Raw genomic sequence first — 24438 nt, forward strand, 5'->3', positions numbered from 1 at the left:
AAACACTCGGCCAAACTGATCGACAACGCCTTGGTGATGGTTGTCTGCCATGGCGCAGCCGCCCAGCGGGTGCACCGTCAGTTGTGGTCCCTTGCCATCGCCAAACAGTCCTTCCATGGATTCTGGCAGTGGTCGCCATGCGGGGTTCCCCTGGGCTCGCCCACCGCTTTCAGAGCTTTTCACAAGATCTTCAAGCGCTTTGATTTGACGGGGAAACAGTGGGTTTTCGGGCAGGCCTGACCACTGCACGGTGATGCCGCCGTCACCGGGCATGTCATCGGCGGATGCAGACGCGACGATAAACGGATCCTGTTCGCAGTTGTCATTGCCTACGGCATCGTAGGAATGATTGACCACCAGCTGCAAAGAGCCTTGGCTGCCGTCATCGCCCATGATGGCATAGATACCAGTGCGGTTAATCTTCTGGGTATCCACATTGCAGGGATCTTCCACCGGTTGTCCGTCAAGGTGTGTAGTTTTGTCGCGCGTCATCAGCTGTGCCAGACTGTCGGTACTGGTGACCACCTCTTCGTAAAAGCGTCGCAGAGCGCCGGGCACCGCCATCTCTTCGATCAAAATGGCTTCAGGCTGGTCGCGTAAATCAATGACTCCGGTAATCGTCGGGCCAATCGAGCGTTCACCGGGCTGAGTGTTTTCATCCACGATGGCGTTGACGGGTTTGTTCTGATCAAAAATGGTGGCGAGCATATCGCCGTTGGATGAGAAACGCTGGCCCAATTGTTGAGACAGCTGTAGGCGCTCGGACTGTGACCGCAGCAGTATTTCGGTAGAGCCAAAGCTGCCTGCGGCGAGAATCACTTTGGCGGCCGTCAGCTTGAAAGGTTTAGCCTGCTGTTTGCGGAGTTTGTGTTTGGTGTGAACAACAGAGAGTGCCCAGCCGGATTCGAGATCCTGACCGTTGTCGGGGTCGACCTCGGGCGTTGGTGCCAGTGAAAGAACGGTGGCCCCCGTGTAGAGCTCTACGCCTTTGCGCCAGGCGTTCACGAGCAGATTGGTGTCGAGAGAGTCTTTTGCGTTGTGGTTGCAGCCTGTGGCGCAGTCGCCGCAGAGGTTGCAGGCGTTCAGTGCAATACCGCCGGAATTGATTTTGTCTTCCATGGCCATGGTGATGGAAGCCTGGTGGAAGTGGGAGCCACGTTCAGGGTGGCTTTTGTCACTGGCCAGTAGCTGCAGTTGCTGATTTTTCTTTAACGGCTGCCGTTGATGCTGGGCGTGGCGAAGTATGGTGTTAGCCCCTTGGCTGTCTTCTCCGCCGAGCAGTTGTTTTGTTTCTGCGTAGTAATGGGAAAACAGTTCCTGTTCCCCGTTGTTCTGCAATCCACTGGGCCAGCGTTCATCAAACGTATCCGGCGTTGGTTCAATCATGACACCCGCATTAATCAGCGAGCCGCCCCCCAGACCATTGGCCAGAACGGTGTTTAGATGAGGCCCAACGCGGATATCAAACAAGCCATCGCGATTGCCGGAGGGGTGGGGATTATTGGGGGTGTTAAAACGAATGTGTTCGGGCAGGTCCGCAAGGCGAGAAGGGAACATGCCTGGCAGGTATTCATTGCCGCGCTCCAGCAGACAGACTTTGAGGGGTTTAGGAGGTTCATCGGAATTCGAGGCGCTGGTTAGACCAGCCAGTTGGGACGCGGCAATTGCGCCGCCATAACCGCTGCCAATGATGATCACATCAAAGTGGTGGCCCTTATCCGGGGAGGACTCCAGAGTGGCGATGAGTTGTTCCAGTCCTTGTGAAATCCAGGCACTAACACGGCGTTCCATGGCGATCGTCCCTAATACAGTGTGTCGCTGATCTTTTTATGGACAGTTTTGTTTTTATGCACAGGGGTGCACTGGAGTTGATCCTCAGCTCCAGCAGATAAAAACAAACTTATCAACTGACTATATAACAAAAAGGGAAGAATTTGTATGAATTCAAGGCGTCGGCGGCCTTTAAATTCATACTTTAGTGTGCTTGGCGTGGAAGTTGGCTTTTTAAACGTTAATGCGCTTTTTAAAAAAGTTTTAAAGAAATGTTTTGAATAAAGAACACTGGTGACATGACTGTGAGCGGCAATCAACCGGACAAGCAGTCAGTCGGACTGCTTGTCGCTATTTTCTCGTTTGGAGATTTATGGGATACCGTGACCGAAGCTGAGGGTCAGACGGTCGCGACCAGATCGCAGGCTTCGGCGATCGCCACTTCAAGGTCATCCACGAGAACCGGTTTGTGCAATAGAGGTATGCTGGCGTCTTCGGCTTCCCGCAGACGCTCTGGGGCGGTATCGCCACTGATGAGAATGGCGGGAATGTCCCGGTAGATTTCCCGAATTGAGCGGATGGTGAGGATGCCATTATCCTCACCGCGAAGGCGGAAATCGGCCAGCACAATATCCGGACGTTCGGTTTTTGCCTGTCGCAGAGCGCTCAAGGTACCGTCGGCTAGCAGCACTTTGCAGCCCATGCTTTCCAGCAGAGCTTTCATGCCCAGGCCAACTTCCTGCTCGTCGTCGATGACCAGTGCACAGAGGGTATCCCAGGATAAGTGCAGTTTGGAAGGGGCGAGACTGGCCTCGGGTACTACTTGAGACTGCGGCAGTCTCAACGTGAACACGGTGCCGGAGCCGATCATTGAATCCATGTTCATACTGACGCCAAGCAGATCCGCGAGGCGTTTAACGATGGCCAGCCCTAAACCTAATCCCTTGGTGTGATCGCGTTCTGGATTGTTAAGCTGGTAGAATTCTTCAAAGACATGTTCTTGTTCTTCAAGCGGAATCCCGCGTCCAGAGTCACTGACTTTGAGTTCGATCATCTGGCCGCGGGCTTCAACGCTCATTTCAATACGGCCGGCCTCGGTGTATTTGATGGCGTTGGCAAGCAGGTTGCGGACAATTCGCTCCAGCAAAATTTCATCGGTATTGACGTAGGCATCGGCTGGACAGTCGAGCCAGACTTTGAGGTCTTTGTTCTGGGCCGCGGGCATAAATTCATCTTGCAGTCGCTCGGTCATCAGGCGCAGGTTGAATGGTGCCTTATTGGCCTGAACAATACCCGCGTCCAACTTGGAGATATCCAGCAGAGAATCCAGTCTGGAGGCCAGCGATTGCAGCGCGATATCCATGTGATCGGCAATTTCGCGACTTTGTTTGTCCAGCGGACGTTTGGCCATGGCGCCACCAAACAGCGACAGAGCGTGAATCGGTTGCCGCAAATCGTGACTGGCGGAGGCGAGAAAACGGGTTTTTGCCCGACTGGCGTTCTCAGCTTCCTGTAGCGCACCTTTAAGCTGCTGATTCATATTGTTCTGGCGTTGGCGGATAGAGAAGGATTCCTGAAACATGCTGAAGGTATCGCGGGAAAGCAATACCAGAATGCCTGTCGACCAGAAGACCATGGCGCCAACTGCAAAGCCGATCCAGCTGCCGCCCTCAAGAAGGGTAAAAGCAACCCACAGGCAGATGGCGGGCAATAGCGTGGGAATCAGGTAAGCGAGAGAAATCGGTAGGTAGCCAGCGGTGGTGACCACGCTGATGGAACCAATGCCAGTGAGGATCATGGTCTGAACCGCACGCTCGTATTCTGTCATTAACGGGAAGGCGCAAAGAGAGAGGGCGTGCGTGAGGCCATTGATTACACTCAGGGAAATGGCGATCTGCATGCGGGTTGATTCCGAGTACTGCGTCATGCTCGGCAGTTTGATCAGAATCGCAGAGCGACTGAACAAAATCAGTGCACAGAGAGCCAGCCATCCGCCCCAGGCCCAGAAGGAGACGTGGTCATAGAAGAAGCCTGCAATGACACCGAGTGACAATAGTGTCGGGATAGGCCCCATCCAGCCCTGACGGGCAAGAAGACGCAGCAGTTCAGATTCTATGCTGGCTGAGGGTGACAATGTGTGTTTCAAGGGAACCATTCAGGCACTTCCGTGTTGCAACTGTTTCAGGCTTTCGCACCTTGAAAGCCTCGTGTGTTTAGACCAGTGAGTATGAGGAGTCAGGCGCGTAGAGCCTTGTTTTTGCTTATCTCCTCCGTCTCCTGGTCCGCGTCTGGAGCTCACTGATTCTGCTTAAAATAATCTGTGTTGGCCTTTTTGAATGCCCAATCCTGTATCGATCCAGTCCTGTAACAGTATAGACGCTTGGCAAATCCGCTCTAGTGTTCTGTTTTTTTGCGCTAAATGCAAATGTTCTCCGGGATGGTGTTAAAGACTGTGGGGCAGTCGAAATTGAAGCGGCAGTTGGGTGTAGGGGTAAGTGTCCATATTATCGCGGGTCTGAGGGTTGGTTGAAAAGTGATCAGTTTTGGTGGGGCGTGATCCTGCGTCGTTCCCCGCCAGTTATCCACACTTTGTTCGACCACTGTTCCAAGTTATCTGTGGGTAATCGGGCGAGGGGCGAATGGCACGAAAAACATCAGCGTTTGCGACTGCGCAAAATCACAAATTTTCGGTTTGAAGCCACTGTTTCACAGTGTCCAAATAATCGCTTGAGTTTGATGTGGTAATCCAGATGGCGATTGCCTACCACCCAGAGCTCACCGCCTTGGCGCAGAACACGTTTGGCGTCAGTAAACATCTTCCAGGCAATGTGGTCGCCAATAACGGACTGTTGATGAAAGGGCGGGTTATTCACAATCAGATCCGCGCTGGCGTCATCGATGCCTTCGAGGCTGTTGTTGATTTTAGATGAGATGCTGACTTCAGATGAGATGATGACGTCAGGAGTGATGTCATCCCTCCCTCCAGTTATGTAACCCGCTGCTTGTGCTGATTCTATCGTCAAACGTGCACTTTCGACGGCCATACAGGATTCATCCACAAGCCGAACGAGAGCTTGCGGATGCAGATGTTTCGCCTGAATACCCAGCAGTCCATTGCCGCAGCCGAGATCGATGATGCTTTTAGCTTCAGGCAGCTGTGGAAAATGTTCCAGTAAAAAGCGAGTGCCAATATCCAAACCTCCGCGGGAAAACACATTGGCCAGATTGTGAATGGCAAACGGAAATTGCGGCAGACTGTAGCTGCTGGGATAGGGCGATTCGCCCTGCCACTGATCCATTTGCGGCTGACAGAAAATCAGCCGGGCCTTTTTACGTGCCAGTGAGGTTGTGGTGGTGCCGAGTATTTTTTCAAACAGAGCCAGTGTGCTGTTGTGGATATTCTTGGTCATGGCGGCGGCCACGATGACGGTGTCTTGATCAATCACACTGCGCAGTTGAAACAGTTGATCTTCCAGCAATGCCAGAGTTTTGGGAATTTTCATGACCACCAGGTTCATAACCTGCGTTGGCCATTGCAGGCTGGTGAGCAGTTCAGGGACTTGCTGGGTTGCTTCAGCCCTTACATTGTAGGGATTGCTGAGGTTTATCCCGCAGCCTCGACGAGCCAATAGCGAATCCGTCTGTGACCAGCAAGGTCGATCTCTCAATGCGACAGTCAGTGCACCAAAGCTGTCATTGAGGATCAGTGTGCGGGTCTCTGATCCGAGCGCGGGTTGTTCGTCCAACCATTGCAACAGGTATTCATCGGCGGCATCCCACGCGCGCAAAGGTTGCTGTTTGCCTTTGGTGGTGTGTGGCTCGGGAACGCGATCCAGTTCAAAGGTGCCAAAGGCGGTGTTCAAACGCCGGTGGTCTGTATGCGCGGCATCTGAAGGGGTGTTGCTTGCCTGAGTATTTTCAGAATCAGAATCGGTGGGCATGAGGTTTCCGGCGTTGCGGTATGGGATTAAGCCCGCAAATGCGAGCCCGTGAATTAAGGCTCTCATTATACGTGGGTTGGTTGAATTTGTGACACTGGTTGTCGGTGGTTAAAGACTGAACATATTTCGCCAGCCGTTGATCTGTGCGGCTGGCGAGGGGTTATCCACAGCTTGTACGATGTCTTGCTCAGTTATTCTGTGGGTTAAATTTGATGACAGAACTTGACTTGTAATCCGCACAATCTGCCGCTGAAATACACAGTTTGCAGATGAATCACTCGGCTTGCAGGGCTGTGTGCAGTTGTTGCGTGAGAGCTTTTAAGGCGCGGCCCTTATGGCTGAGGTTCCAGGCTATGTACAGTTCTGAGTTATTGGGTGTGGGGTTATTGTTTTGGGTTGTTGAGTTGTCAGCATTCGTCGCAGCTTCGTAAAGGTGCAGCTCTGTCAGTGTGCCGTTTTTCAAAAGAGGTTCAATGCGTTTGCGTGGCAGGTGGCCGACACCCAAACCGCAGCAAATCGCTGCGATCTTCTGATCCATATTCTGTAGATACAGACGTTCCCGCCCATCGACCAGACCTGAGGTGCGCGCGACATTGGTGGCGGTGGTGTCGTGGGTGATGATGCGACGCACAGAGGGGATGGCCTGCTGCAGGGCTACCGGGTCTTGGGCAAGAGCGGCCAGTGGGTGTGAGCTGGCAATGACTGGCATCATGTCGCCGACGCCGATGGACAGCGCACGAAACCCTTTTTGTTGCGGCACGGGACCGGGAGCACCCACGACCAGATCCACTCGTCCGTGTTCCAGAGCATCCCAGCCACCGCCGAGCACACATTCTACGATATCGATTTCGAGGCTGGGGTGTTGTTGCAAAAACAGATTAAGCTGATGGAAAAAAGCGGGGTAATCCATGATCGATTCGATGGCGATGCGCAGGCGAGGCTCCCAGCCGGTAGCAATCTCACGGGCCTTGTCTGCCAGGGTGGCCGTGGCATTCAGAATGTCCCTGCCTTCATTGAGTAACAGTGAACCAGCCTGAGTTAATACAGACCGGCGTCCCTGGCGCTGAAAGAGCGTGATACCCAGCTGCTCTTCCAGTTTTTGCACCGTATAGGACAGGGCCGACGTCGCCTTGTTGAGCTCTTCGGCCGCTTTGGCAAAGCTGCCTCTGCGATCAATCGCATCGATGACTTCCAGTGCTTCCAGGGTAATGGGGTTGCGGTGCATGTGTACCTGCCAATAGAGGAGAAAGTTAATTGTTCAATCTTTTTGAACATTCTAGACAGCTATTGGGACTTATTGCCAGCTCTGGGATGCGTAAACTGTGCCCATACATTCAAGCAATCAAATTAATTCAGTTTTCAGGGAGTTAAACGCAATGACCGTATTAAAAATCGACAGCAGTGCCCGTCTGGAAGGTTCCAACAGCCGCCAGCTGACCGACTATCTGGTTGAGCAATTGGCAGATTCAGAAGTCGTGGTGCGGGATCTGGTGCGTCAACCTCTGCCGCTGGTCAGTGCCGAGGATTTAATGGGGGTACACGGATCATCGGATGACCAGCGCGAGAGCCTGCAACAACATTTGGCTCTGTCTGAAACCTTGATTGCGGAGTTGAAAGAGGCCGACACACTGGTGCTTGGGGTTTCCATGTACAACTTTGGCATACCCGCGGTGCTGAAGCAGTGGATTGACTATGTCTGTCGTGCCGGTGTGACTTTCCGCTACGGTGCCAATGGACCTGAGGGGCTAACCGGTATCAAGCGTGCTTACATTGTCACGGCCACAGGCGGCACTCCTGTGGGAAGCCCGATGGATTTCGCCAGTGGCTATCTGGAATGGGTGTGCAAATTTCTGGGTGTTGAAGAGATAACCCACATTGACGCCAGCGGTTCAAAAGGTACGCCAGAGCAAGTGATTGCCGGAGGGCAACAACAGATTGATCAGGCCTTGGCCGAGACGGTCGCGACGGCTTAAGGGAGTGGCAGCTGTTTCATTAATTTGTCACCTTTTGGTGCACCTGAAAAGATATTTCGGTGCACCGTCTCTTTTCTGTGCACAAGATAACTATTGGAAATTAAAAAGAGAGCATATTAGAACGGATTTTTGTGAATTTAGTCGTAATTCCTACATGTTGAGGAGTATTTAGACAGTGGGCATGCTATATGCAAGCACAGGGGTTCTTGGGGAAGAATGACGTGTTCTGTTCTCTAGTCTTTAGATATTCCTGTGCTGCACAGGTGAGGATACACCGTGAATTTCAACAAACAGATGATCGACCTGGTCAGAGAAATTCGTCGTCGCGTGCCCAGTGATGACAAACCCGGTATCAAACTCGCGAACCCCGATCTGCTTCACGAATTGATTCCTATTTTTCAGTTCTCCACTGATACGGTGACCAAAACCTTAATCAAAGAGCTGTTCTCCGTAGCGGGGGATGGCTGGCCTGAGCGTCTGGTGGAAAAGTCGTTCGATGTTGATGAAGACGAGTATGACAACGAAGAGCCGAAGAAAAGGTACATCACCAAAACCTACCGCGGCCAGACAGAGTTGGTTGAAGTAAACGTGTCGGAAGAAAAGCCCCAGATCCAACGTATATATCGCGGTCAGCTGGTGTCATCTTGATACCCCACCCTGTATGTTTTAAGCAAAGTGTGTTCAAGCGAAGTGCGTTTTAATCAGGATGTGCTTTCACCACAGTGTGCTTAGCGCGAACACGCTTTTAAGTTGCTATAGCTGTTTCTATTTCAGCGGTATTTTGTTCCGTTGCCGATGGTTCTCTTTTTTCCAGCCACAGTCGCAGCTGGGTTATAAGCCACTCGCTGTCATCCAGCGGAATATCATGACCTGCACTTTTATGCAGGCGCAAGTCCGCAGACCAGTAATCCGCCAGCGCCTCGGAGCATTCCGGGCTGACGACCCGGTCTTGTCTGGACGCCAGAAGCAATAGTGGCTGCGAGATGGCCTGAGGTTCAAATTGCGAGGCCGCAAACAGCTGCTTTAGCATGGTCATTGCTGAAACGGGCTGTTGTTGCTGGTAAATTCGCCAACGATTGGTGATGTCTCCATTGTCGGTGTGACGATTGCTGGTTCGCTGGACAATGACTTTTTCCCGTTTAGGCATTGATGACATAAGCGCTCCCAACAGAGTGAAGAGTGTGCCTGGGCGCATGCGTTGGCTCAGGCTGCTCAGTTTGCTGCTGCTGTTGATCATCACGCCAGCGGCCACTTCTTCCGGAAAGCGATGCATCCAGTCTGCCGCGAGCATCCCCCCCATGGAAATTGTCAGCAAATGCAGAGGCTGTTGTTTCAAGCTGGCTGCGTAGTGCTGACGTAACCAGTCGACAATCTGACTGATTCCTGCGGGGCTGCTGAACTGATGATTTGGGCCAGTACCCGGTAAGTTCAGACAGGTGACACGGTCTTCGGGAAAGGCCGCCTGGAGTTGTTCGGGAAACGCCTCCCAATGGCGACTGTCGCGGCTCAGACCTCGTAACAGTACCCAGTGGCGAGGTTGAGGTTGTGGGGGCTGAGAGTGAGCGGGAGCCTGTGGCTGGCAGTCTGGTGTCTCCGCTGGTAGCTCTTCTGTGGCGGTATCAGCAATGTCTGTGGCGCCGTCGACGATAGCTTCTGTGGTGACTTCTTTGACTGCGTCGGAGCACTCTGCCGGAGCCTCTGCTTCAGGTGCGATGTCATCGTCAGTGTTACGGTGATCCGGGGGTGTCGTATGGTTCATAGTGCGGGTTGCCACCTTCTGTAATCGGGCTGGTTGGTTGCGGTTTTGTGCCGTACCAATGTTCCATGGCCTGTTGATAACTGATCTGTCTATTTTGCCCGGTAGGCAGCCACTTTTCCCAGGCACGGGTCGCACGAATCAAAAATTCCATCAGCACAATGTGACGGCGTAGCACTCGCTGTAGGCGGTGGGGCATGACAGGGTTGAACAGCCCCATCATTGAAGTGATTTGTCTGGGATTTTTCTTAACCCAGCGCCATGAGCCCATTTCCATGGTCATGGGCAGAAATACCGACTTGGTTTCCAGCGATTCCAGATACAGGTGATCCCAGAGATCTCCATGAGCAGTATAGCTCTTCGATTGAGGTTCGATTTCATAGTCCAGATGGGGATAGGTGTTGTTGAGCAGCTGTTTCAGAGCGTAGGCTTCTCCCAGGTGATCGATGGGTTTCTGGCTATAGGCGTAGGGAAACCATAGCCGATCCTTGAAACCGAAACCCGAATGGCAGTCCAGCACCAGACTGAACGGACGGGAAAAGCACTCTCGGCGAATCAATTGCATCAGCGCTTGTGATTCGGTTTCCATAGGCTCGTCTTTTTTGCCCCGATACCAGGGTAGCGACGGATGCAACCGGTGGCCGCCAGCCAGCCAGGGCGGTCTGGATACCGCATCGATGGGGGCATTTCGCATAAGGTCGACACCGTTGCCATTGCCACGAGTGTTGCGAACCAGTCCCACAGGATTGAGCGCGGGTACAAAGATCAAACGGAGCTGTTCGAGTCCACTGATCAGTGAGTGATCCCATTCCAGCCGTTCAATCAGCGTATGCAGAAATGACAGTACCACCTCGGTACCAATTCGCTCGAGGCCGTGTACGCCGCCCACGTACATCAGGCAGGGAGCATCAGGGCTCTGACTTCCCATGCTGATGGCGTGTACCGGCAGAAACTCACCCTTATAAGGCACTTGGACCAGGCGAGTGACACGCAGGTGTTCGTGCTGTTGTTGTTCCAATTGGATGAGCTGATCGAGAAATGGTGAGTCGATGATGGTGCTTTCTCCCTGGAGCTTGCGTTGGGAATGGCAGGTATAGCGTTCCCTAATATAACAAACTCTGCTTTTGGGCTGACCGCAGCTCAGTCAAATTCACAAAGAGTTCATAATTCTCATTACAGCAGTTACCTCTTACATCCAGAGAGTATAGAAGGCTAAAATACCCTTTTTGCCACAATCGGGATGCAACAGTATGCAGGCAGGGAATTCGCTTCATGATTAACAGCAGGGCAACACTCTTCTTGTTGGCCTTTCCCATTGGGTTGATGGGCACGGTTCAGGGCCTTTTTGCGCTCCTGTCTCTGGTGGTGTTTCACGATCATCAGGAGGTGGCATTTTTTGAGCCTGCGTCAGCGATGCTGGTGGTTGCCATGTTATTGCTGATGTCGTCCAGAAATACGAAGACGCCCAAAGTCGGTTTTCGGGATGCACTGTTATTCGCAACCTTGACCTGGGTCATCTGTGGGGTGTTGGGTGGCGTGCCGATCATTCTGACCACCGGAGTCTCTTTCACGGACGGGGTTTTTGAGTCCATCAGTGCTTTAACAACGACTGGCGCCACCATTCTCAGTGGGCTGGATGACATGCCCAAATCCTTTCTCATGTACCGACAATTCTTGCAGTGGTTGGGCGGTCTGGGCGTGGTGATCTTTGTGGTGGCAGTATTGCCAATGTTAAACGTCGGTGGCATGAAGTTGCTGAAGGCTGAAACGCCAGGCCCGTTTAAAGACGATAAACTGTCACCGCGCATCGCCAACACGGCTCACTATTTATGGCTCGTGTACTTAAGTCTCACCCTTTTGTGCATGGTCTGTTATTACCTGGCGGGCATGAATGTTTACGATGCCGTAGCCCATAGTTTTACGACTGTGTCGACAGGTGGCTTCTCAACCCACGATGCCAGTATGGGGTATTTTAACAGTCACCTGATTCTGGCGGTGGCTAATCTTTTTATGTTACTGGGGGCAATCAGTTTTGCGGTGCACTTCAGAGTCGGTAGTGCCAGAAACCCGTTGCTGTACTGGGAAAACGAAGAGACCCGCACTTTCGTGATTCTGGTAATGATCCTGTCGTTAGTCATTGCCATGTCTCTGTTGGAAACCGGGCATTACCAAAATCCTCTGCTGGCGTTGAGCGATGCCACCTTCCATCTGATTTCTTTTATGACCAGTACCGGTTTTGCCGCAGCGAGTTTTACCGAGTGGCCGATGGCCGTAGCGATGCTGTTAATCATTGCAGGTTATCTGGGCGGTTGTGCAGGCTCCACGGCCGGTGGTAATAAGATTGTCCGCAACATTTTGAGCTTGAAGTTGATCATGCTGGAAATGAGAAGACTGATACACCCCAATGGGGTGTTTATGGTGAAGTATCAGGGGAAATCCGTGGAACCGACCATCTTGAGTGCCACGGTGGCTTTTATGGCGCTTGTGGCATTGAGCAGCCTGGTGTTTACCATGGCGCTAATGATGACCGGACTGGATGTTTGGTCAGCGTTCACTGCTGTCGCCGCTTGCCTGAATGTGTTGGGGCCTGCGTTCGGAAAATTAGGCAGTAATTTCCAGCCGGTATCGGATGTGGGTATTTGGCTGTTGTCTGCGGCGATGATCTTGGGACGCCTGGAGTACTTCACCGTGCTGGCACTGTTAATGCCAGCATTTTGGCGACGATAACCGAGTGGGGGGTGCGAGCTTACGTATTGGCGTGTGATTGCAGTTTGTACGTCAGGTTTTGTTCTACCCCAGGCCAGTCGTACCGGGTAATACTGAAGATAACCGAGTCGCGGATTCTGCCGTCCGGCATGACCATGTGGCTGCGGAGTATCCCTTCCATTTTTGCACCCAGTCTTAGAATAGCGTTTTTGGACGGGGTGTTCAGATAGTCGGTTAGAAATTCCACCCGATTCAGATTCAGAGTGTCAAAGGCGTGTCGGAGCATCAGCAGTTTGGCTTCGGTGTTAAACGATGATCGCTGATGTGACTTTCCAAGGAAAGTAGCCCCAATCTCTACGCGCTCATGGTAATGCTGGGCGTTCATGAAACGGGTGGAACCGGCCACTTGGCCGCTGTTCTTGTCGAGCGTGACAAACGTCAGTCCTTTGCCGGACGCGTGATCTTTAAACGCTTTTTCCATATAGGCGTCGATGTTGTCTGGATGAGGGATCTGCGTGACAAATAAACGCCACAGATCACCATCACGGATAACCTGAATCAGTCCATCTTTGTGTTCTGGTCGCAGTGGTTCCAGTCGGATGTGGGTTCCTTCCAGTGTGACTTCCTGGTACATAATAATCCTTTAATGCTCTTCAATGCGTTTATTGCTCTCGTAGTGGCACAGTATATCGCCAAGCATAGTAGTGTGTTGTTGAGTGTCGTGCAAAATGCTTTAGTAAGGCATCAGGTCTTAAGGTAATTATTGATACATTTTGCCGGCATGTTTGAGCCAGCCATCCTCATGACGGTAGTTAGGATCCCTGTGAGTCCAGTGCACCACGCCACCTTTAGCGTTCCACTCATACTCGCCGTAAAACGCCACGGTATCGCCAACTTCCAATGATGAAACCCTGTCTGCCAGATCGATATTATGAGCAATCAGCAAGGTGTGGTCCGTGTTTGGCAAGGTGAGGATAAAGCGTTGATGCTTCGACCCTTTGAGGTCGTCAGGTAATACTCTGTTTACCAATCCAATGCCCTGGACCTGAATGTCACTGCGTTGATTGGCAAAAGCTTGCAGGATTAACTGATTGCTATACTCGCCTTTTTGAGAGGAAATAGGAGCGCTGCTGTGATTCTCCGCTTCAAAGATCTTGAAGGCGCCGAAAGACAGAATAGCGAGAAACAGAACCTGCAGAATTGACTTCATAGTGATCAACAAACTATTTACAGCGATATTTTAAGCAGCAACGTTTTTTAACTATGGATTAGTCAAACCATTCGGTCAATTTGGCTTTGGCTTTATCGGTATGTTCTTTTTTTATGTAAGCGGCAATAGCCGCTGTGGCAGCCACCAAAACTCCGAGGTCATCCGAGTAACCGACGAACGGTGAAATATCCGGAATGGCATCAATGGGTGTTATAAAATATCCCAGCGCACCATAAACTGTCGTTCTTGCCCAGGCCGGTGTGTCGGGGTCCTGAGCCGCGTAATACATCTTCAGGGCAGGTTCGAGTACAGATTCACCCGCGATGCGGGCGTATTTCCTGGCTTTGTTCCAAAAGCCATCGTCCGTAAATTCGTTTTCAAAAGGATTGTCTGACATATTAGTACCTCCTGTTTCAGCAGCGAACACTGATGATAAGAATACTGTATCAGATACATGTATCCTTTGGCGGTAGGGGAGTTGATAGGAAAACAGGGCCTCATTCGCTGCGGCCCTGTTGTTGCGTTAACTCAATGCAGTTTAAAGCGTGGACGAATAAAGTGATTGATCTTGTCTGCCAGTGCCACCACGGCGGTTCTCGACCAGCCGTAGATCGCAACCTGATGCATCCGATACAGAGACACATAGGCCATGCGAGCGACCTTACCTTCAAGACTTAAGCCGCCTCTGGCCAGACCACCCATCAGGCGACCAAACGCGGTGTACTGACTGAGAGAGACCAGAGAGCCCAAATCTTTGTATTGAAATTCTGCCAGAGATTTGCCTTTGATAATGGCGCAAAGGTTGTGTTCAATCGTGGATGCCATCTGATGGGCTGATTGTGCACGTGGTGGTACCCAACGTTGTTGTCCGTCCGGTGTGGTGATTGGGCAGCCCGCGCAGTCTCCCAGTGCAAAAATATCGGGATCCCCTTTGGCTTGCAGTGTGGGCTCTACCAGGATTTGGTTGGCGCGGTTATTTTCAAGTCCTTCAATACCGGTCAGAAATTCAGGCGCTTTGACACCTGCCGCCCAGACCATAAGGTCCGCTGGAATTTCTTCTCCCTCTTTGGTGATCAGTCGGCGAGGCTCGGCTGACACGATGGCAGTGTTAACTCTGACGCTAACGCCCAGTTTAACCAGTTCCTGATGTGCGCCTGATGAGATTCGATCATTCAGAGCTGGCAACAGTCGGGGGCCGGCTTCAATCAGGGAGACTTGCATGTGTTCAGGGGTGATGTTTCCAAGCCCGTAAGAGGAGAACCACTCCTGAGCTTTATACAGTTCCGCTGAGAGCTCCACGCCGGTTGCTCCGGCGCCAATAATCGCAACCCGAAGTTTGCGATCAGCTTTGCCTTCAGTCAGTTCAAGATTGAGTCGGATAAAACGATCCACAAGACGTTGGTGGAAGCGTCGAGCCTGAGTGGGGCTGTCGAGGAAAATACAGTTTTGAGCTACACCCTCTACACCAAAGTCGTTAGATACACTGCCGATTGCGAGAACGAGGTAGTCGTAATGTTCTTCACGTTGAGGAAGGATTTCTTCTCCTTCTTCATCCACAAATGCATCCAGCAAGATCACTTTGCGGTCGCGCTCTACCGCACCGAGTGTTCCCAATTTGAATTCATAATGATTTTTATGAGCGTGGGCTCGATAGCTGACGGCATCCAGATCGGCATCAAGAGAGCCAGAGGCGACTTCGTGCAGGAGAGGTTTCCAGATGTGGGTTTGATTGCGGTCGATCAGAACGATCTCGGCTTTTTTCTTGCGGCCCAATTTGCGACCTAAAGCGGTTGCCAGTTCAAGACCTCCGGCGCCACCGCCGACAATGACAATTTTCATGGTATAGACTCATTTTAAGAAATATACCTGTGTCATTAAGTCGGGTAATGGCACAGGTATATCTCCTAGAGGGCCAAGATACGCGCCTTTCGGGGATTTTTCAATTCACCCAGTTGGGTCCATGGGGTAAGTCGGGATCGCTCAACCCCACGATGAATCGGGGCCAGGGCTTATTTAGTCCAAGGCTTAAGCCAGGGGTTGGGTTTGCCTCCAGCAGGCGAATTAGATGATGCTTGGGACGTATTAGTCGACTTAGTCGACGGCTTTCTGGTGGGTTTCGTTTGTGTTTTTGTCTGTTTCTGTTTCTGTTCATTTGTTGCTGTCTTGGTTTTTGCCTCTGCCGGTTTCCTGGGTTTGTCTTTCGGTACGTAGTTTAAAACAGAAACGGGAACAGCTTTCTTGGGGACAAAGCCTTCCACTTCTTTGCGACTAATTAAGTGCCCTAGTCGACTTTCAATAGCACACAGGTTTTTAAAATCATCTTTCGATAACAGTGAGATGGCCTCGCCTGTTGAGCCTGCACGCCCGGTGCGTCCGATACGATGAATGTAATCATCAGGTTCAAATGGAAGATCGTAATTCACCACCAGAGGCAGTTCGTTGATGTCGATGCCTCGTGCCGCAATACCGGTTGCAATAAGAAAACCGAGATCTCCTGATTTGAAGTCAGCCAGAAGTTGTGTGCGCACCGCCTGACTTCTACCGCTGTGAATGGCTTCAGCTTTGATGCCGCGCTTCTCAAGCTGGCTAGCCAGCTTTGCGGCACCGTGCTTGGTTTCAATAAAAATCAGCGCTTGCTGCCATTGATGCTGCTGAATTAAGTGGCTGAGCAGCGCGGATTTTTGATCTTTATCCACGGTGATTAACCATTGGTTAATGGCCGGCACTGCATTGACGTCTGCTGTGATGGCAATTTCAAGGGGGTTGTGGACAGACGTTTTGGCCAGGTCTCGAATGTCACTAGACAGGGTTGCCGAGAACAACAGGTTTTGACGTTGAGGCGGCAGGCGCTCTATGATTTTGTTGATGTCGGCTATGAATCCCATGTCAAGCATGCGGTCGGCTTCATCCAGAACCAACGTCTCTAAGGCATCAAAATGCATAGCGCGCTGGTGAAGCAGATCCAGCAATCGACCGGGTGTTGCCACCAGAATATCAACGCCTTCGATAAGACGCTGTTTTTGCGGTTCTGAATCTACGCCGCCATAGATGGCCAGGGAGGTAAGTGACAGGTATTGGCTGTACAGGGTGATGCTGTCAGCCACCTGAACGGCAAGCTCCCGAGTTGGTACCAGAATGAGCGCATGAATGCGTTTTGCTCGCACGCTGCCCTTGTCTTTTAACCTCTCCAGTATGGGCAGAACAAAGCTTGCCGTTTTGCCCGTGCCGGTCGCGGCTGCAGCAAGCAGATCTCTACCGGACAGAATGGCTGGAATCGCTTGTGTTTGAATGGCTGTGGGAGATTTATAACCCCCTTCGGTCACGGCCTGCAGTATCGGATCACTTAGTCCAAGTTCAGAGAATGGCATGGGGAAACCTCAGGCAGGGGGATTGGGTCGCGCACTATAACAGGCTCTTGCGTGAGCATTAGCATGTTTTTTGTCCAGACTGAGGTGATTTTGGAGCAATAATGGCAGTTGGCGGCCGTTCAGCGCTTTTGGATAACAAGCTGAATCGAGCCCACGTCTATGCCCCACTTGGACAGTGCCGAATGGTTTATGACGGTATTGTCGTCCACTCGCCACATCCAGTCGTCGACGCTCAGCTGCAGGGGGCTGTCGTTGTAGTCCACTTCCAGTACATATTTCAGATTTAGGGCATTGCCCGAAACCTGTCCGCTGCCTGTTCCGATGACATCCCCAGCAGTGGCGTCAAAGGTATTGTCTGAGGTGGGTGTTAATGTCCAGGTGCGGTACTGAATCTCGCCATCGTTAAACTCGAAGCGTTCTTCCAGCGTGCCAACACCATTTTCCCAGTGAGCTTCAATCGTCGCACTGAAGTAACGGGTCACGTTACCGCCACGGTCTTTTAGGACGCCATGAGCGCTGAGGTTTCCCTGAAAGAACGCCTCCGGCTCAAAGGCTGGCTGATTGTTCTGGTATTGGGTGATGTCTTGCCGTGCGCAACCGCTGATCAGAGTCAAAAGGATGGTCGATATTATGAATCCGTACTTGCAGCGATACATGGCGGCTCCTGAGGTGATGGTATTAACGTTCAATGTGTGAGAGCCGGCGTTTGAGTCCGGTTCTGTGGTGGGGATCTATAGGTTGTATACGGGTAAAGTGCGGATAAGGATTAGGGCTGTTCGTGGAGCCCCTGGGTTTCGCAGTCCGGCAAAAGGCTGAGATCAATGTTTTGACTGGTAATTGTTACGATATGGTAGTGCTAAGCTAACTGATAATTGTTACTATTAGCGACAGGTAAACCTTATGTGTTGACTGCTGGATTCAATGATTTCCAAGGATTGATTGTATGAAACCTAATTTTCCATTCGGCCGGACCGCTGCGTCTGCTGGCCTTTGTGCTGTGGTTACTCTGAGTTCTGTCATTTCACAGGCAGAGTCTGATATTGAAGAGGTTGTTGTTACGGGACAAAAAGTGTCTCGCTCCCTACAGGATACTCCCGACAGTGTGGCGGTAATGACCGAACTTGTTATGGAAGAGCAACAAATTTTGGGGATGAACGATGCGCTGGAGCAAACCCCTAATGTAGCTGTGCAGCCCGGGACGTCTTTCACCATCCGTGGTATCGATGCGTTTAATGTGTCCGGTGGCGGAAATAGTTATTTGGCCAGTGTGTATCTTGATGGAGCACCGTTGCCTTACCGCATGATTCAAAACGGGGGGTTCTCAACCTGGGATCTATCTCAGGTAGAAGTGCTTCGGGGGCCTCAGTCTAGCTTGCAAGGTCGCAATGCTCTGGCGGGGGCCATTGTCGCTCGTAGCCAGGACACCAGCTACGACTGGAACGCAAAGGCCAGATTGATCGGTGGTGAGTACGGTAAGAAAGAAATGGCCGTAGCCGCCGGTGGTGGGTTGGTGGATGATCTGTTGTCATTCCGCATCAGTGGCGAGCGTAAACAATTTGATGGTTTTAATGAAAATATCGTCACCGGCAAAGGTTCTGATTATCAGGATTTAGAGACCTATCGTTTAAAAGTTAAACTTGAGCCCACTGAGAATCTCGACATCATCTGGGGCTATACCTATTACGATGAAGAAACCGGTGTACCTTTCACCAATACCCCGCCCGCAGGGCACAGCACATACGATTACAGAGTACTGGATTACAACAGCCCGACGTTTGAATCGAACCGTGCCGATCTCTTCACTCAGGAGATTATTTACGATTTGGGTGAGCACTGGCAGTTGTCATCAATCACCAGTTATTCAGATTCCAATTACGCCTATGAGTGGGATGGCGATGCCAGTAATAATCCGCCGGATCTGGTGCAGGTGGATGACCGCACCGATGAAACCCTGAGTCAGGAGTTTCGGGCAGTCTTTAACTACGACCGTTTCAATGGGGTGATCGGGGCTTACTATTCAGACCTTGAGGTCAATGATGAAGCGCAGGGTCAACGTATACTGAGCTTTGCTGAAGTGGGTGTGACGCCACCTTCGTTGGCTGCCATTTTTGGGGTTTCTGAAGCCGAGGCAGCGGCGCTGCTGAGTCTTTACGCTCCGGTTGACCCGGTAGAATTGGGTGTGACCAGCGATTTCTATCAGAAAGTCACAACCGCCGCTGTGTTTGCCGATATGACTTACTCGCTGACTTCGAAGCTGGATTTTCTGTTTGGCTTGCGTTGGGATTATGAAAAGCAGGAAAACAGCGCTAATTCGGTTTACACAATTGATAACTTCAGTCAGTTCCCGAACCCATCTGATTATTCAGCCGTTCCAGCCGTTGCCGGTGCTATATCACAATTGAATGGTTTTATACTGGCTCAAGCCGATGCCGCTTCTGGCGAAGAGCCTTTGAGCGATGCGGACTTTAATGAGTGGCTGCCCAAGGTGGGTATCAGTTATCGCTGGACAGATGATCTGACTACCAGCTTTGTGATTAAGCAAGGTTATCGTTCTGGTGGTGTCGGCACCAATGTCGCGCGTGCGTCGAACTTTGTGTATGACCCGGAGTACCTTACGAACTATGAGCTATCTCTGCGTTCAGTGTGGTTGGATGGGCGTTTGATTGCCAATGCCAACGCGTTCTATAACGACTGGAAAGATCAACAGGTTTCAGTGAGACTGAGTGCGAACCAGTTCGATACCGAGACACGCAATGCTGGTAAATCCAACATCAAAGGTTTCGAATTTGAGCTGCAATACTACGCCACAGAGAATCTAAAACTGTACTCAGGCTTTGGTTACGCCAAAACAGAGTTCACCGATTTTGAGGTGGGTGGTGTTGATTTGAGCGGACGAGCCTTCCCGTATGCGCCTGAATGGACGGGTAATATCGGTGCAACCTGGAGTGCCGGCAACGGATTGTTTGCCAATATTAATGCCAACTACGTAGATAAGTCCAAACCCGTGGTGGATCCGAGTACGACAGGATTTTCACCCGGCGATCCCGGTTATGATGCAGACAATGATTCACGCACTGTGGTTAATCTGAAACTGGGTTATCAATGGGACAATATGGGGGTTTATCTGGTGGGCACCAATGTTCTGGATGAAGAGTATCTGGTCGATGCAGATACAGGGCTAGGTCAGCAAACCTATGGCGCGCCTCAGCAGTGGAGTTTGAGTTTAGAAGCCAGTTATTGACCACACATCGAAAAGCTGTAATCAAATTTGTCACAATAGCGTTATGTCGAAAGGGTGAGACTTTAAGGTCTCGCCCTTTTTTGTGTCAGTAGGTTTTGTGCCAGAAACGTAGTTGGTGAGTTTTGTCAGGCATTTTGAAGCAGCCTGAATATAAGTACTTGGATTGAAATAGTCTGGATTAGAAGAGGCTGGTTTTGACGTCTATCTTTAATGGAGGGCAAGTATCCTTGATGTTTTCAATCCATTAGAGCCAAGAATAGGTTAGGAGTGTCAAACATGGACGATGTTTTTGATGTGAATGTCAGCTTGATCATTACTCATTTCACGCAACTGGGTATTGCCCTGTTACTGGCATTACCTATCGCGCTAAATCGCGAAAATCGGGCGCAGGGAGCGGGGTTGAGAACATTCCCGCTGGTGTCCATTACCTGTTGTGCGTTTATGTTAGTGGGTATGGATGTTTATAAAGGCTCTGATGCTGAAGCTCGAGTGATGTACGGCATTATCACCGGTATTGGTTTTATCGGTGGTGGTGCGATCTTGAAGGAGTCTGGCAAGGTGGCGGGAACTGCAACAGCGGCGGGGTTATGGAGTACTGGTGCTATCGGTGTCTCGGTGGCGTACAGCCGTTATGAGATTGCGATTGTTCTATCCTTGATCGGGTTTATTATTTTCCAGTTTTCCGATGTGTTTAAAAATGGAAAAGATACTGATGGATTAGATTAGTTACCGGGATTTGGATATAAAAAACGGGAGGGTGATAAATCGCAGTGTTTCGCAACCTATCATCACCTCCCGTTTTGGAGTGATTAACGCCTGAACTTAGCTTTCGTTCAGGTGCTTGGTCAGTTCCAGAATAGCCGTTTTACCGTCGCCGAACAGCATCAGAGTGTTGTCTTTGGCGAACAGTGGGTTAGGCAGACCGGCAAAACCGGCAGACAGAGAACGTTTAACCACAACCACGGTCTTGGCTTTGTCGACGTTCAGAATCGGCATGCCGTAAATCGGGCTACCTTTGTCTTCACGGGCCATCGGGTTGGTTACGTCGTTTGCACCAATCACGATAACTACGTCGGTTTGCTCGAAGGTTGGGTTGATCTCGTCCATCTCTTTCAGTTTGTCGTAAGAAACTTCCGCTTCAGCCAGCAATACGTTCATGTGTCCAGGCATACGACCGGCAACCGGGTGAATGGCGTATTCCACTTCGATACCCATAGCTTCCATAGAGTCGGCCAGATCACGTACCGCGTGTTGTGCCTGCGCCATCGCCAGACCAAAGCCTGGAACGATCACTACGCGACGAGCGGTATCCAGCATCATAGCCACTTCTTCCGGAGAACTGGACTTGACCTTGCCGGCGTAGATTTCGTCAGCATCCATAGCTTCGCCAGCTTCCGCCATCACACCGAACAGTACGTTGGTCAGCGAGCGGTTCATGGCAACACACATGATTTGCGTCAGGATGATACCGGAGGCACCCACCAGAGAACCGGCGATGATCAGTACACTGTTGCCCATCACAAAACCCGCCGCTGCAGCAGCAATACCGGAGTAGGAGTTCAGCAGAGAGATCACAACCGGCATGTCGGCACCACCGATTGGCATGACAAGCAGGATACCCATGATGCAGGCTGCAACCACCAGACCCCAGAACAACTGGGTGTTGGTTGGGTCAACGGTCAGGTAGCCGATGGCAATGATAGAGCCAATCAGCAGCAAGCCGTTGAGGGCTTTCATACCCGGGAAGCCTTTGGGCTGTCCGTCGATCAGCTCTTGCAGTTTGGCAAACGCAACGAACGAACCGGTCAGGGTGACGGAACCGATAAACACGGCCAGGCCTGTGGCGATCATGGCGAAGGTGCCCATGCCACCGGTGACGTGATCGGTCATCTGAGCGACGGTGTTCATGACGTCGGTTGGCTGGCTCTTGGTGAACTCAGCCGCAGCAACGGTCAGGGAGGCGCCGCCACCAAAGCCGTTCAATACCGCAATCAATTGCGGCATGGCAGTCATCTGAATCTTGATGGCCAGCAGGGCGCCAACAATAGCACCCACAATAGCACCAGCAATGATCCACTCGTAGCTGACTACGGAGCTGTTCACCAGTGTGACAACGATGGCAACCAGCATACCAACGGCAGCCAGTTGGTTACCGCGAACCGCGGTTTTTGGTTTGCTCAGGCCCTTGATGCCGAGGATAAACAGAGCAGCGGCAACAATGTAGGCGATTTCAATAATATTCTGACTCACAGTGAAGTCTCCTTAATCTTTGCGCTTGAACATGGCGAGCATACGGTTGGTGACCATAAAACCGCCAACGACATTGATGGTTGCCAGAGCGACGGCCACGAAGCCCAGTACGTTCACCAGGGTCTGGTCGCCACCGTGACCGGCCGCCAAAATGGCGCCTACCAGGGTAATGCCGGAAATGGCGTTAGAACCTGACATCAACGGTGTGTGCAAAGTAGGGGGGACTTTGGTAATCAGTTCAAAGCCCAGGAAAATCGCCAACACGAACAGTGTGACGTGAATGATAGAAATATCCATGATGTTCTCCTTAGCTGTCGGCCGCTTCGTCGTTGCTGGTTTCAGGCACTGGCAGTGCTTCCATACCTAACAGTTCGCGCATGCGAGCGTTGGTCACATCACCGGCATTGGCGACAACAGTTTCGCGAATGATCTCGTCTTCAAAGTCGAGGTTCAGTTTGCCGTCTTCGGTGATCAACAGGTCCAGCAAGTTCTCGATATTCTTGCCGTACATTTGGCTGGCGTGGGTAGGTACCGTGGCGGTGAGGTTGTTGGGGCCAATGATCTTGACGCCGTTCTCGATAACCACTTCACCTAATTGAGTCAGCTCACAGTTACCGCCTTTCTCAGCGGCAAGGTCGATGATCACTGCGCCAGGCTTCATGCTTTTCACCATTTCGGCAGTCACCAAAATCGGTGATTTCTTACCGGGAACAGCCGCGGTAGTGATAACCACGTCTTGCTGAGCCAGAACATCGGCCATGGCAGCTTGTTGTGCCTTGATGAATTCGGCCGATTGCTCTTTGGCGTAACCGCCAGAGCTTTCCGTATCTTCAGCCTGAATATTCAGTTCAACCGGCTTTGCGCCAACAGACAGAATCTGTTCGCGGGCAGCAGGGCGCACATCGTAGGCCTCAACAACGCCACCCAGACGTTTGGCGGTGGCACAGGCCTGCAGACCGGCAACACCTACACCCATAATAAAGACGCGAGCTGGCTTCAACGTGCCTGCAGCGGTCATGTTCATGGGGAACATGGAGGGCAGTTCGCTGGCGCCGATCAGCACAGCTTTGTAGCCGGCGATCATTGCGTTGGAGGACAGTACATCCATTGCCTGGGCGCGGGTGATTCGGGGAATCAGCTCCATGGCAATGCCGGTGACTTTCTTGTCTGCCAGAGTTTTTGCGAATTCAGGATTTGCCAGTGGGTCCATCATGCCAACCAGGACTTTGTCGCTGGACAGGTCGGCCAGGTCGCTTTCACCGGTTTTCTGATTCAGACCCGGGGTCTGTACCTGAATGATGATGTCTGATTTTTCAAACACTTGTTTGCGGTCGGCAATAGTTGCTCCGGCTTCTTCATACGCCTGGTCGGTGTGACCAGCAGCAGTACCGGCGCCACTTTCAATAATAATGGAGCGGCCTTTCTTAACAAGCGCGCTGACATTCTGTGGGACAAGACTGACCCGGGATTCTCCGGGACAGGTTTCTCTGGGTATTCCAATGATCACTGGGTGCCCTCCGTTCTCTGTTATAACCGTGTAGGTCAAATTTTTAGTTCCACTCCCTTCCGGGCTGCAGTTGATAAGGCCGCAGTCAAGATCATAGGGCATGGAGGTTTAATTAAATAAATTAATTGTAGTTATCATTATTATTGTTGCCGCTTATCGTTACCGGGTTTGCTCAAAAAGTGCTTATCCGTAGTTTTTGGCGGTCGACAAATGTAAAGCAATTTAAAGATGATGTCTTCTATTGATGCGTGGTATTCATGCCATTTCATGGGAAAACGTACTATTTGTGCCATTTAAATCTTCAAATTGATCATTTTTAGACAGCTGAAGATGAAGCCGAACTTAAAACAGCATGACAAAAAACAGGTTTAACTTTTTTGCTTTATGTTCAGCTATCAGGGCAGGGTTATAGCTCCAATAAGTCTGCCCTAATGGCTGCTGCTTTTTATGGCGCAGTCATAACATGATTTATGGGAAGCTCCCTTGGCCGAACGTCAGAATGCCGACGATTTTTTTGATTTTCCTGAGGAATATTTTTAGAAATAGGAGTGACTAAAGTACTTGCTCTTTTGTTTAGTTAAATAACTTGGGAGTTGTGTGTTGCGTTATTTAATTAAGTTTACGGGGGTGGCAAGTATTACAAGAGGCTTTGAAATGTTTCAGTAGAAAGAAAAGCTTACTAAATTTGAAGTTGAATTAAAGAAACAATTTTTACG

General features: G+C 51.1%; 20 protein-coding genes. 5 read left to right on the top strand and 15 right to left on the bottom strand.

From position 1 onward, the window contains the following. From ACTG33_RS08955 to ACTG33_RS08970, 4 genes are all read right to left on the bottom strand, one after another. A partial coding sequence (locus ACTG33_RS08955) for a GMC family oxidoreductase N-terminal domain-containing protein (RefSeq protein WP_439134866.1) occupies window positions 1-1791 on the bottom strand: 1791 nt, incomplete at its 3' end. Between the two features lie 379 nt (window positions 1792-2170). After that, window positions 2171-3925 (bottom strand): ATP-binding protein, encoded by a 1755-nt coding sequence (locus tag ACTG33_RS08960; protein ID WP_439134867.1) that lies wholly within the window; start codon window positions 3923-3925, stop codon window positions 2171-2173. Between the two features lie 499 nt (window positions 3926-4424). Next, a complete protein-coding gene (locus tag ACTG33_RS08965; RefSeq protein WP_439134868.1) occupies window positions 4425-5711 on the bottom strand; it encodes a methyltransferase in 1287 nt (428 codons plus the stop codon). 274 nt (window positions 5712-5985) lie between these two features. After that, entirely contained in the window at window positions 5986-6936 is a 951-nt protein-coding gene (locus ACTG33_RS08970) for a LysR family transcriptional regulator (protein ID WP_439134869.1), read from the bottom strand. A gap of 151 nt (window positions 6937-7087) precedes the next feature. Between ACTG33_RS08970 and ACTG33_RS08975 the strand changes: the two genes are divergently transcribed. Then, on the top strand, window positions 7088-7684 hold the full coding sequence (locus tag ACTG33_RS08975) for an FMN-dependent NADH-azoreductase (protein ID WP_439134870.1): 597 nt from the start codon (window positions 7088-7090) through the stop codon (window positions 7682-7684). Window positions 7685-7960: 276 nt separating this feature from the next. Then, window positions 7961-8332, top strand: a complete 372-nt coding sequence (locus tag ACTG33_RS08980) for a hypothetical protein (RefSeq protein WP_439134871.1) — start codon at window positions 7961-7963, stop codon at window positions 8330-8332. Window positions 8333-8429: 97 nt separating this feature from the next. Here the strand turns inward: ACTG33_RS08980 and ACTG33_RS08985 are convergent, their stop codons facing one another. Next, complete coding sequence (locus ACTG33_RS08985; RefSeq protein ID WP_439134872.1) at window positions 8430-9443, bottom strand: alpha/beta fold hydrolase; 1014 nt, start codon at window positions 9441-9443, stop codon at window positions 8430-8432. Further along, window positions 9412-10458 carry a DUF2817 domain-containing protein gene (locus ACTG33_RS08990; protein ID WP_439134873.1) on the bottom strand — a complete coding sequence of 349 codons (1047 nt, stop codon included), beginning with the start codon at window positions 10456-10458 and terminating at the stop codon, window positions 9412-9414. Before ACTG33_RS08990 ends, ACTG33_RS08985 begins: the two co-directional genes overlap by 32 nt. Before the next feature lie 254 nt (window positions 10459-10712). Here ACTG33_RS08990 and ACTG33_RS08995 point away from each other — a divergent pair, with 254 nt between their 5' ends. Then, complete coding sequence (locus tag ACTG33_RS08995; protein ID WP_439134874.1) at window positions 10713-12167, top strand: TrkH family potassium uptake protein; 1455 nt, start codon at window positions 10713-10715, stop codon at window positions 12165-12167. A gap of 19 nt (window positions 12168-12186) precedes the next feature. Here the strand turns inward: ACTG33_RS08995 and ACTG33_RS09000 are convergent, their stop codons facing one another. From ACTG33_RS09000 to ACTG33_RS09025, 6 genes are all read right to left on the bottom strand, one after another. After that, window positions 12187-12780, bottom strand: coding sequence for a GNAT family N-acetyltransferase (locus ACTG33_RS09000; protein WP_439134875.1), 594 nt, complete (start codon window positions 12778-12780; stop codon window positions 12187-12189). 126 nt (window positions 12781-12906) lie between these two features. Continuing rightward, complete coding sequence (locus ACTG33_RS09005) at window positions 12907-13356, bottom strand: DUF3465 domain-containing protein (RefSeq protein ID WP_439134876.1); 450 nt, start codon at window positions 13354-13356, stop codon at window positions 12907-12909. Window positions 13357-13414: 58 nt separating this feature from the next. After that, window positions 13415-13753, bottom strand: a complete 339-nt coding sequence (locus ACTG33_RS09010; protein ID WP_439134877.1) for a YkvA family protein — start codon at window positions 13751-13753, stop codon at window positions 13415-13417. A gap of 131 nt (window positions 13754-13884) precedes the next feature. Further along, entirely contained in the window at window positions 13885-15195 is a 1311-nt protein-coding gene (locus ACTG33_RS09015) for an NAD(P)/FAD-dependent oxidoreductase (RefSeq protein ID WP_439134878.1), read from the bottom strand. A gap of 170 nt (window positions 15196-15365) precedes the next feature. Continuing rightward, window positions 15366-16724 carry a DEAD/DEAH box helicase gene (locus tag ACTG33_RS09020; RefSeq protein WP_439134879.1) on the bottom strand — a complete coding sequence of 453 codons (1359 nt, stop codon included), beginning with the start codon at window positions 16722-16724 and terminating at the stop codon, window positions 15366-15368. Between the two features lie 119 nt (window positions 16725-16843). Continuing rightward, complete coding sequence (locus ACTG33_RS09025; RefSeq protein WP_439134880.1) at window positions 16844-17380, bottom strand: DUF3833 domain-containing protein; 537 nt, start codon at window positions 17378-17380, stop codon at window positions 16844-16846. Window positions 17381-17667: 287 nt separating this feature from the next. Between ACTG33_RS09025 and ACTG33_RS09030 the strand changes: the two genes are divergently transcribed. Continuing rightward, on the top strand, window positions 17668-19965 hold the full coding sequence (locus tag ACTG33_RS09030) for a TonB-dependent receptor (protein WP_439134881.1): 2298 nt from the start codon (window positions 17668-17670) through the stop codon (window positions 19963-19965). Window positions 19966-20241: 276 nt separating this feature from the next. Beyond that, a complete protein-coding gene (locus ACTG33_RS09035; protein ID WP_439134882.1) occupies window positions 20242-20691 on the top strand; it encodes an MgtC/SapB family protein in 450 nt (149 codons plus the stop codon). Between the two features lie 96 nt (window positions 20692-20787). Here the strand turns inward: ACTG33_RS09035 and ACTG33_RS09040 are convergent, their stop codons facing one another. The 3 genes from ACTG33_RS09040 to ACTG33_RS09050 are packed head-to-tail and all read right to left on the bottom strand — an operon-like array spanning window position 20788 to window position 23722. Further along, window positions 20788-22215 carry an NAD(P)(+) transhydrogenase (Re/Si-specific) subunit beta gene (locus ACTG33_RS09040; protein WP_439134883.1) on the bottom strand — a complete coding sequence of 476 codons (1428 nt, stop codon included), beginning with the start codon at window positions 22213-22215 and terminating at the stop codon, window positions 20788-20790. A gap of 12 nt (window positions 22216-22227) precedes the next feature. Continuing rightward, the gene (locus tag ACTG33_RS09045; RefSeq protein ID WP_439134884.1) at window positions 22228-22512 is read right to left on the bottom strand and encodes an NAD(P) transhydrogenase subunit alpha; all 285 of its coding nucleotides are present in this window, start codon (window positions 22510-22512) and stop codon (window positions 22228-22230) included. A 10-nt stretch (window positions 22513-22522) separates the two neighbouring features. Beyond that, window positions 22523-23722 carry a Re/Si-specific NAD(P)(+) transhydrogenase subunit alpha gene (locus ACTG33_RS09050; protein WP_439134885.1) on the bottom strand — a complete coding sequence of 400 codons (1200 nt, stop codon included), beginning with the start codon at window positions 23720-23722 and terminating at the stop codon, window positions 22523-22525. Window positions 23723-24438: the final 716 nt, after the last annotated feature.

Source organism: Pseudomaricurvus sp. (genome assembly GCF_965662505.1).
GTDB lineage: Bacteria > Pseudomonadota > Gammaproteobacteria > Pseudomonadales > Cellvibrionaceae > Pseudomaricurvus.

Coding starts and splice junctions, on each gene's coding strand:
- ACTG33_RS08985 (WP_439134872.1), bottom strand. CDS start 9,443: ATGAACCATACGACACCCCCGGATCACCGTAACACTGACGATGACATC.
- ACTG33_RS08965 (WP_439134868.1), bottom strand. CDS start 5,711: ATGCCCACCGATTCTGATTCTGAAAATACTCAGGCAAGCAACACCCCT.
- ACTG33_RS08960 (WP_439134867.1), bottom strand. CDS start 3,925: ATGGTTCCCTTGAAACACACATTGTCACCCTCAGCCAGCATAGAATCT.
- ACTG33_RS09035 (WP_439134882.1), top strand. CDS start 20,242: ATGGACGATGTTTTTGATGTGAATGTCAGCTTGATCATTACTCATTTC.
- ACTG33_RS09030 (WP_439134881.1), top strand. CDS start 17,668: ATGAAACCTAATTTTCCATTCGGCCGGACCGCTGCGTCTGCTGGCCTT.
- ACTG33_RS09025 (WP_439134880.1), bottom strand. CDS start 17,380: ATGTATCGCTGCAAGTACGGATTCATAATATCGACCATCCTTTTGACT.
- ACTG33_RS09020 (WP_439134879.1), bottom strand. CDS start 16,724: ATGCCATTCTCTGAACTTGGACTAAGTGATCCGATACTGCAGGCCGTG.
- ACTG33_RS09010 (WP_439134877.1), bottom strand. CDS start 13,753: ATGTCAGACAATCCTTTTGAAAACGAATTTACGGACGATGGCTTTTGG.
- ACTG33_RS09045 (WP_439134884.1), bottom strand. CDS start 22,512: ATGGATATTTCTATCATTCACGTCACACTGTTCGTGTTGGCGATTTTC.
- ACTG33_RS09015 (WP_439134878.1), bottom strand. CDS start 15,195: ATGAAAATTGTCATTGTCGGCGGTGGCGCCGGAGGTCTTGAACTGGCA.
- ACTG33_RS08970 (WP_439134869.1), bottom strand. CDS start 6,936: ATGCACCGCAACCCCATTACCCTGGAAGCACTGGAAGTCATCGATGCG.
- ACTG33_RS08995 (WP_439134874.1), top strand. CDS start 10,713: ATGATTAACAGCAGGGCAACACTCTTCTTGTTGGCCTTTCCCATTGGG.
- ACTG33_RS09005 (WP_439134876.1), bottom strand. CDS start 13,356: ATGAAGTCAATTCTGCAGGTTCTGTTTCTCGCTATTCTGTCTTTCGGC.
- ACTG33_RS09000 (WP_439134875.1), bottom strand. CDS start 12,780: ATGTACCAGGAAGTCACACTGGAAGGAACCCACATCCGACTGGAACCA.
- ACTG33_RS08975 (WP_439134870.1), top strand. CDS start 7,088: ATGACCGTATTAAAAATCGACAGCAGTGCCCGTCTGGAAGGTTCCAAC.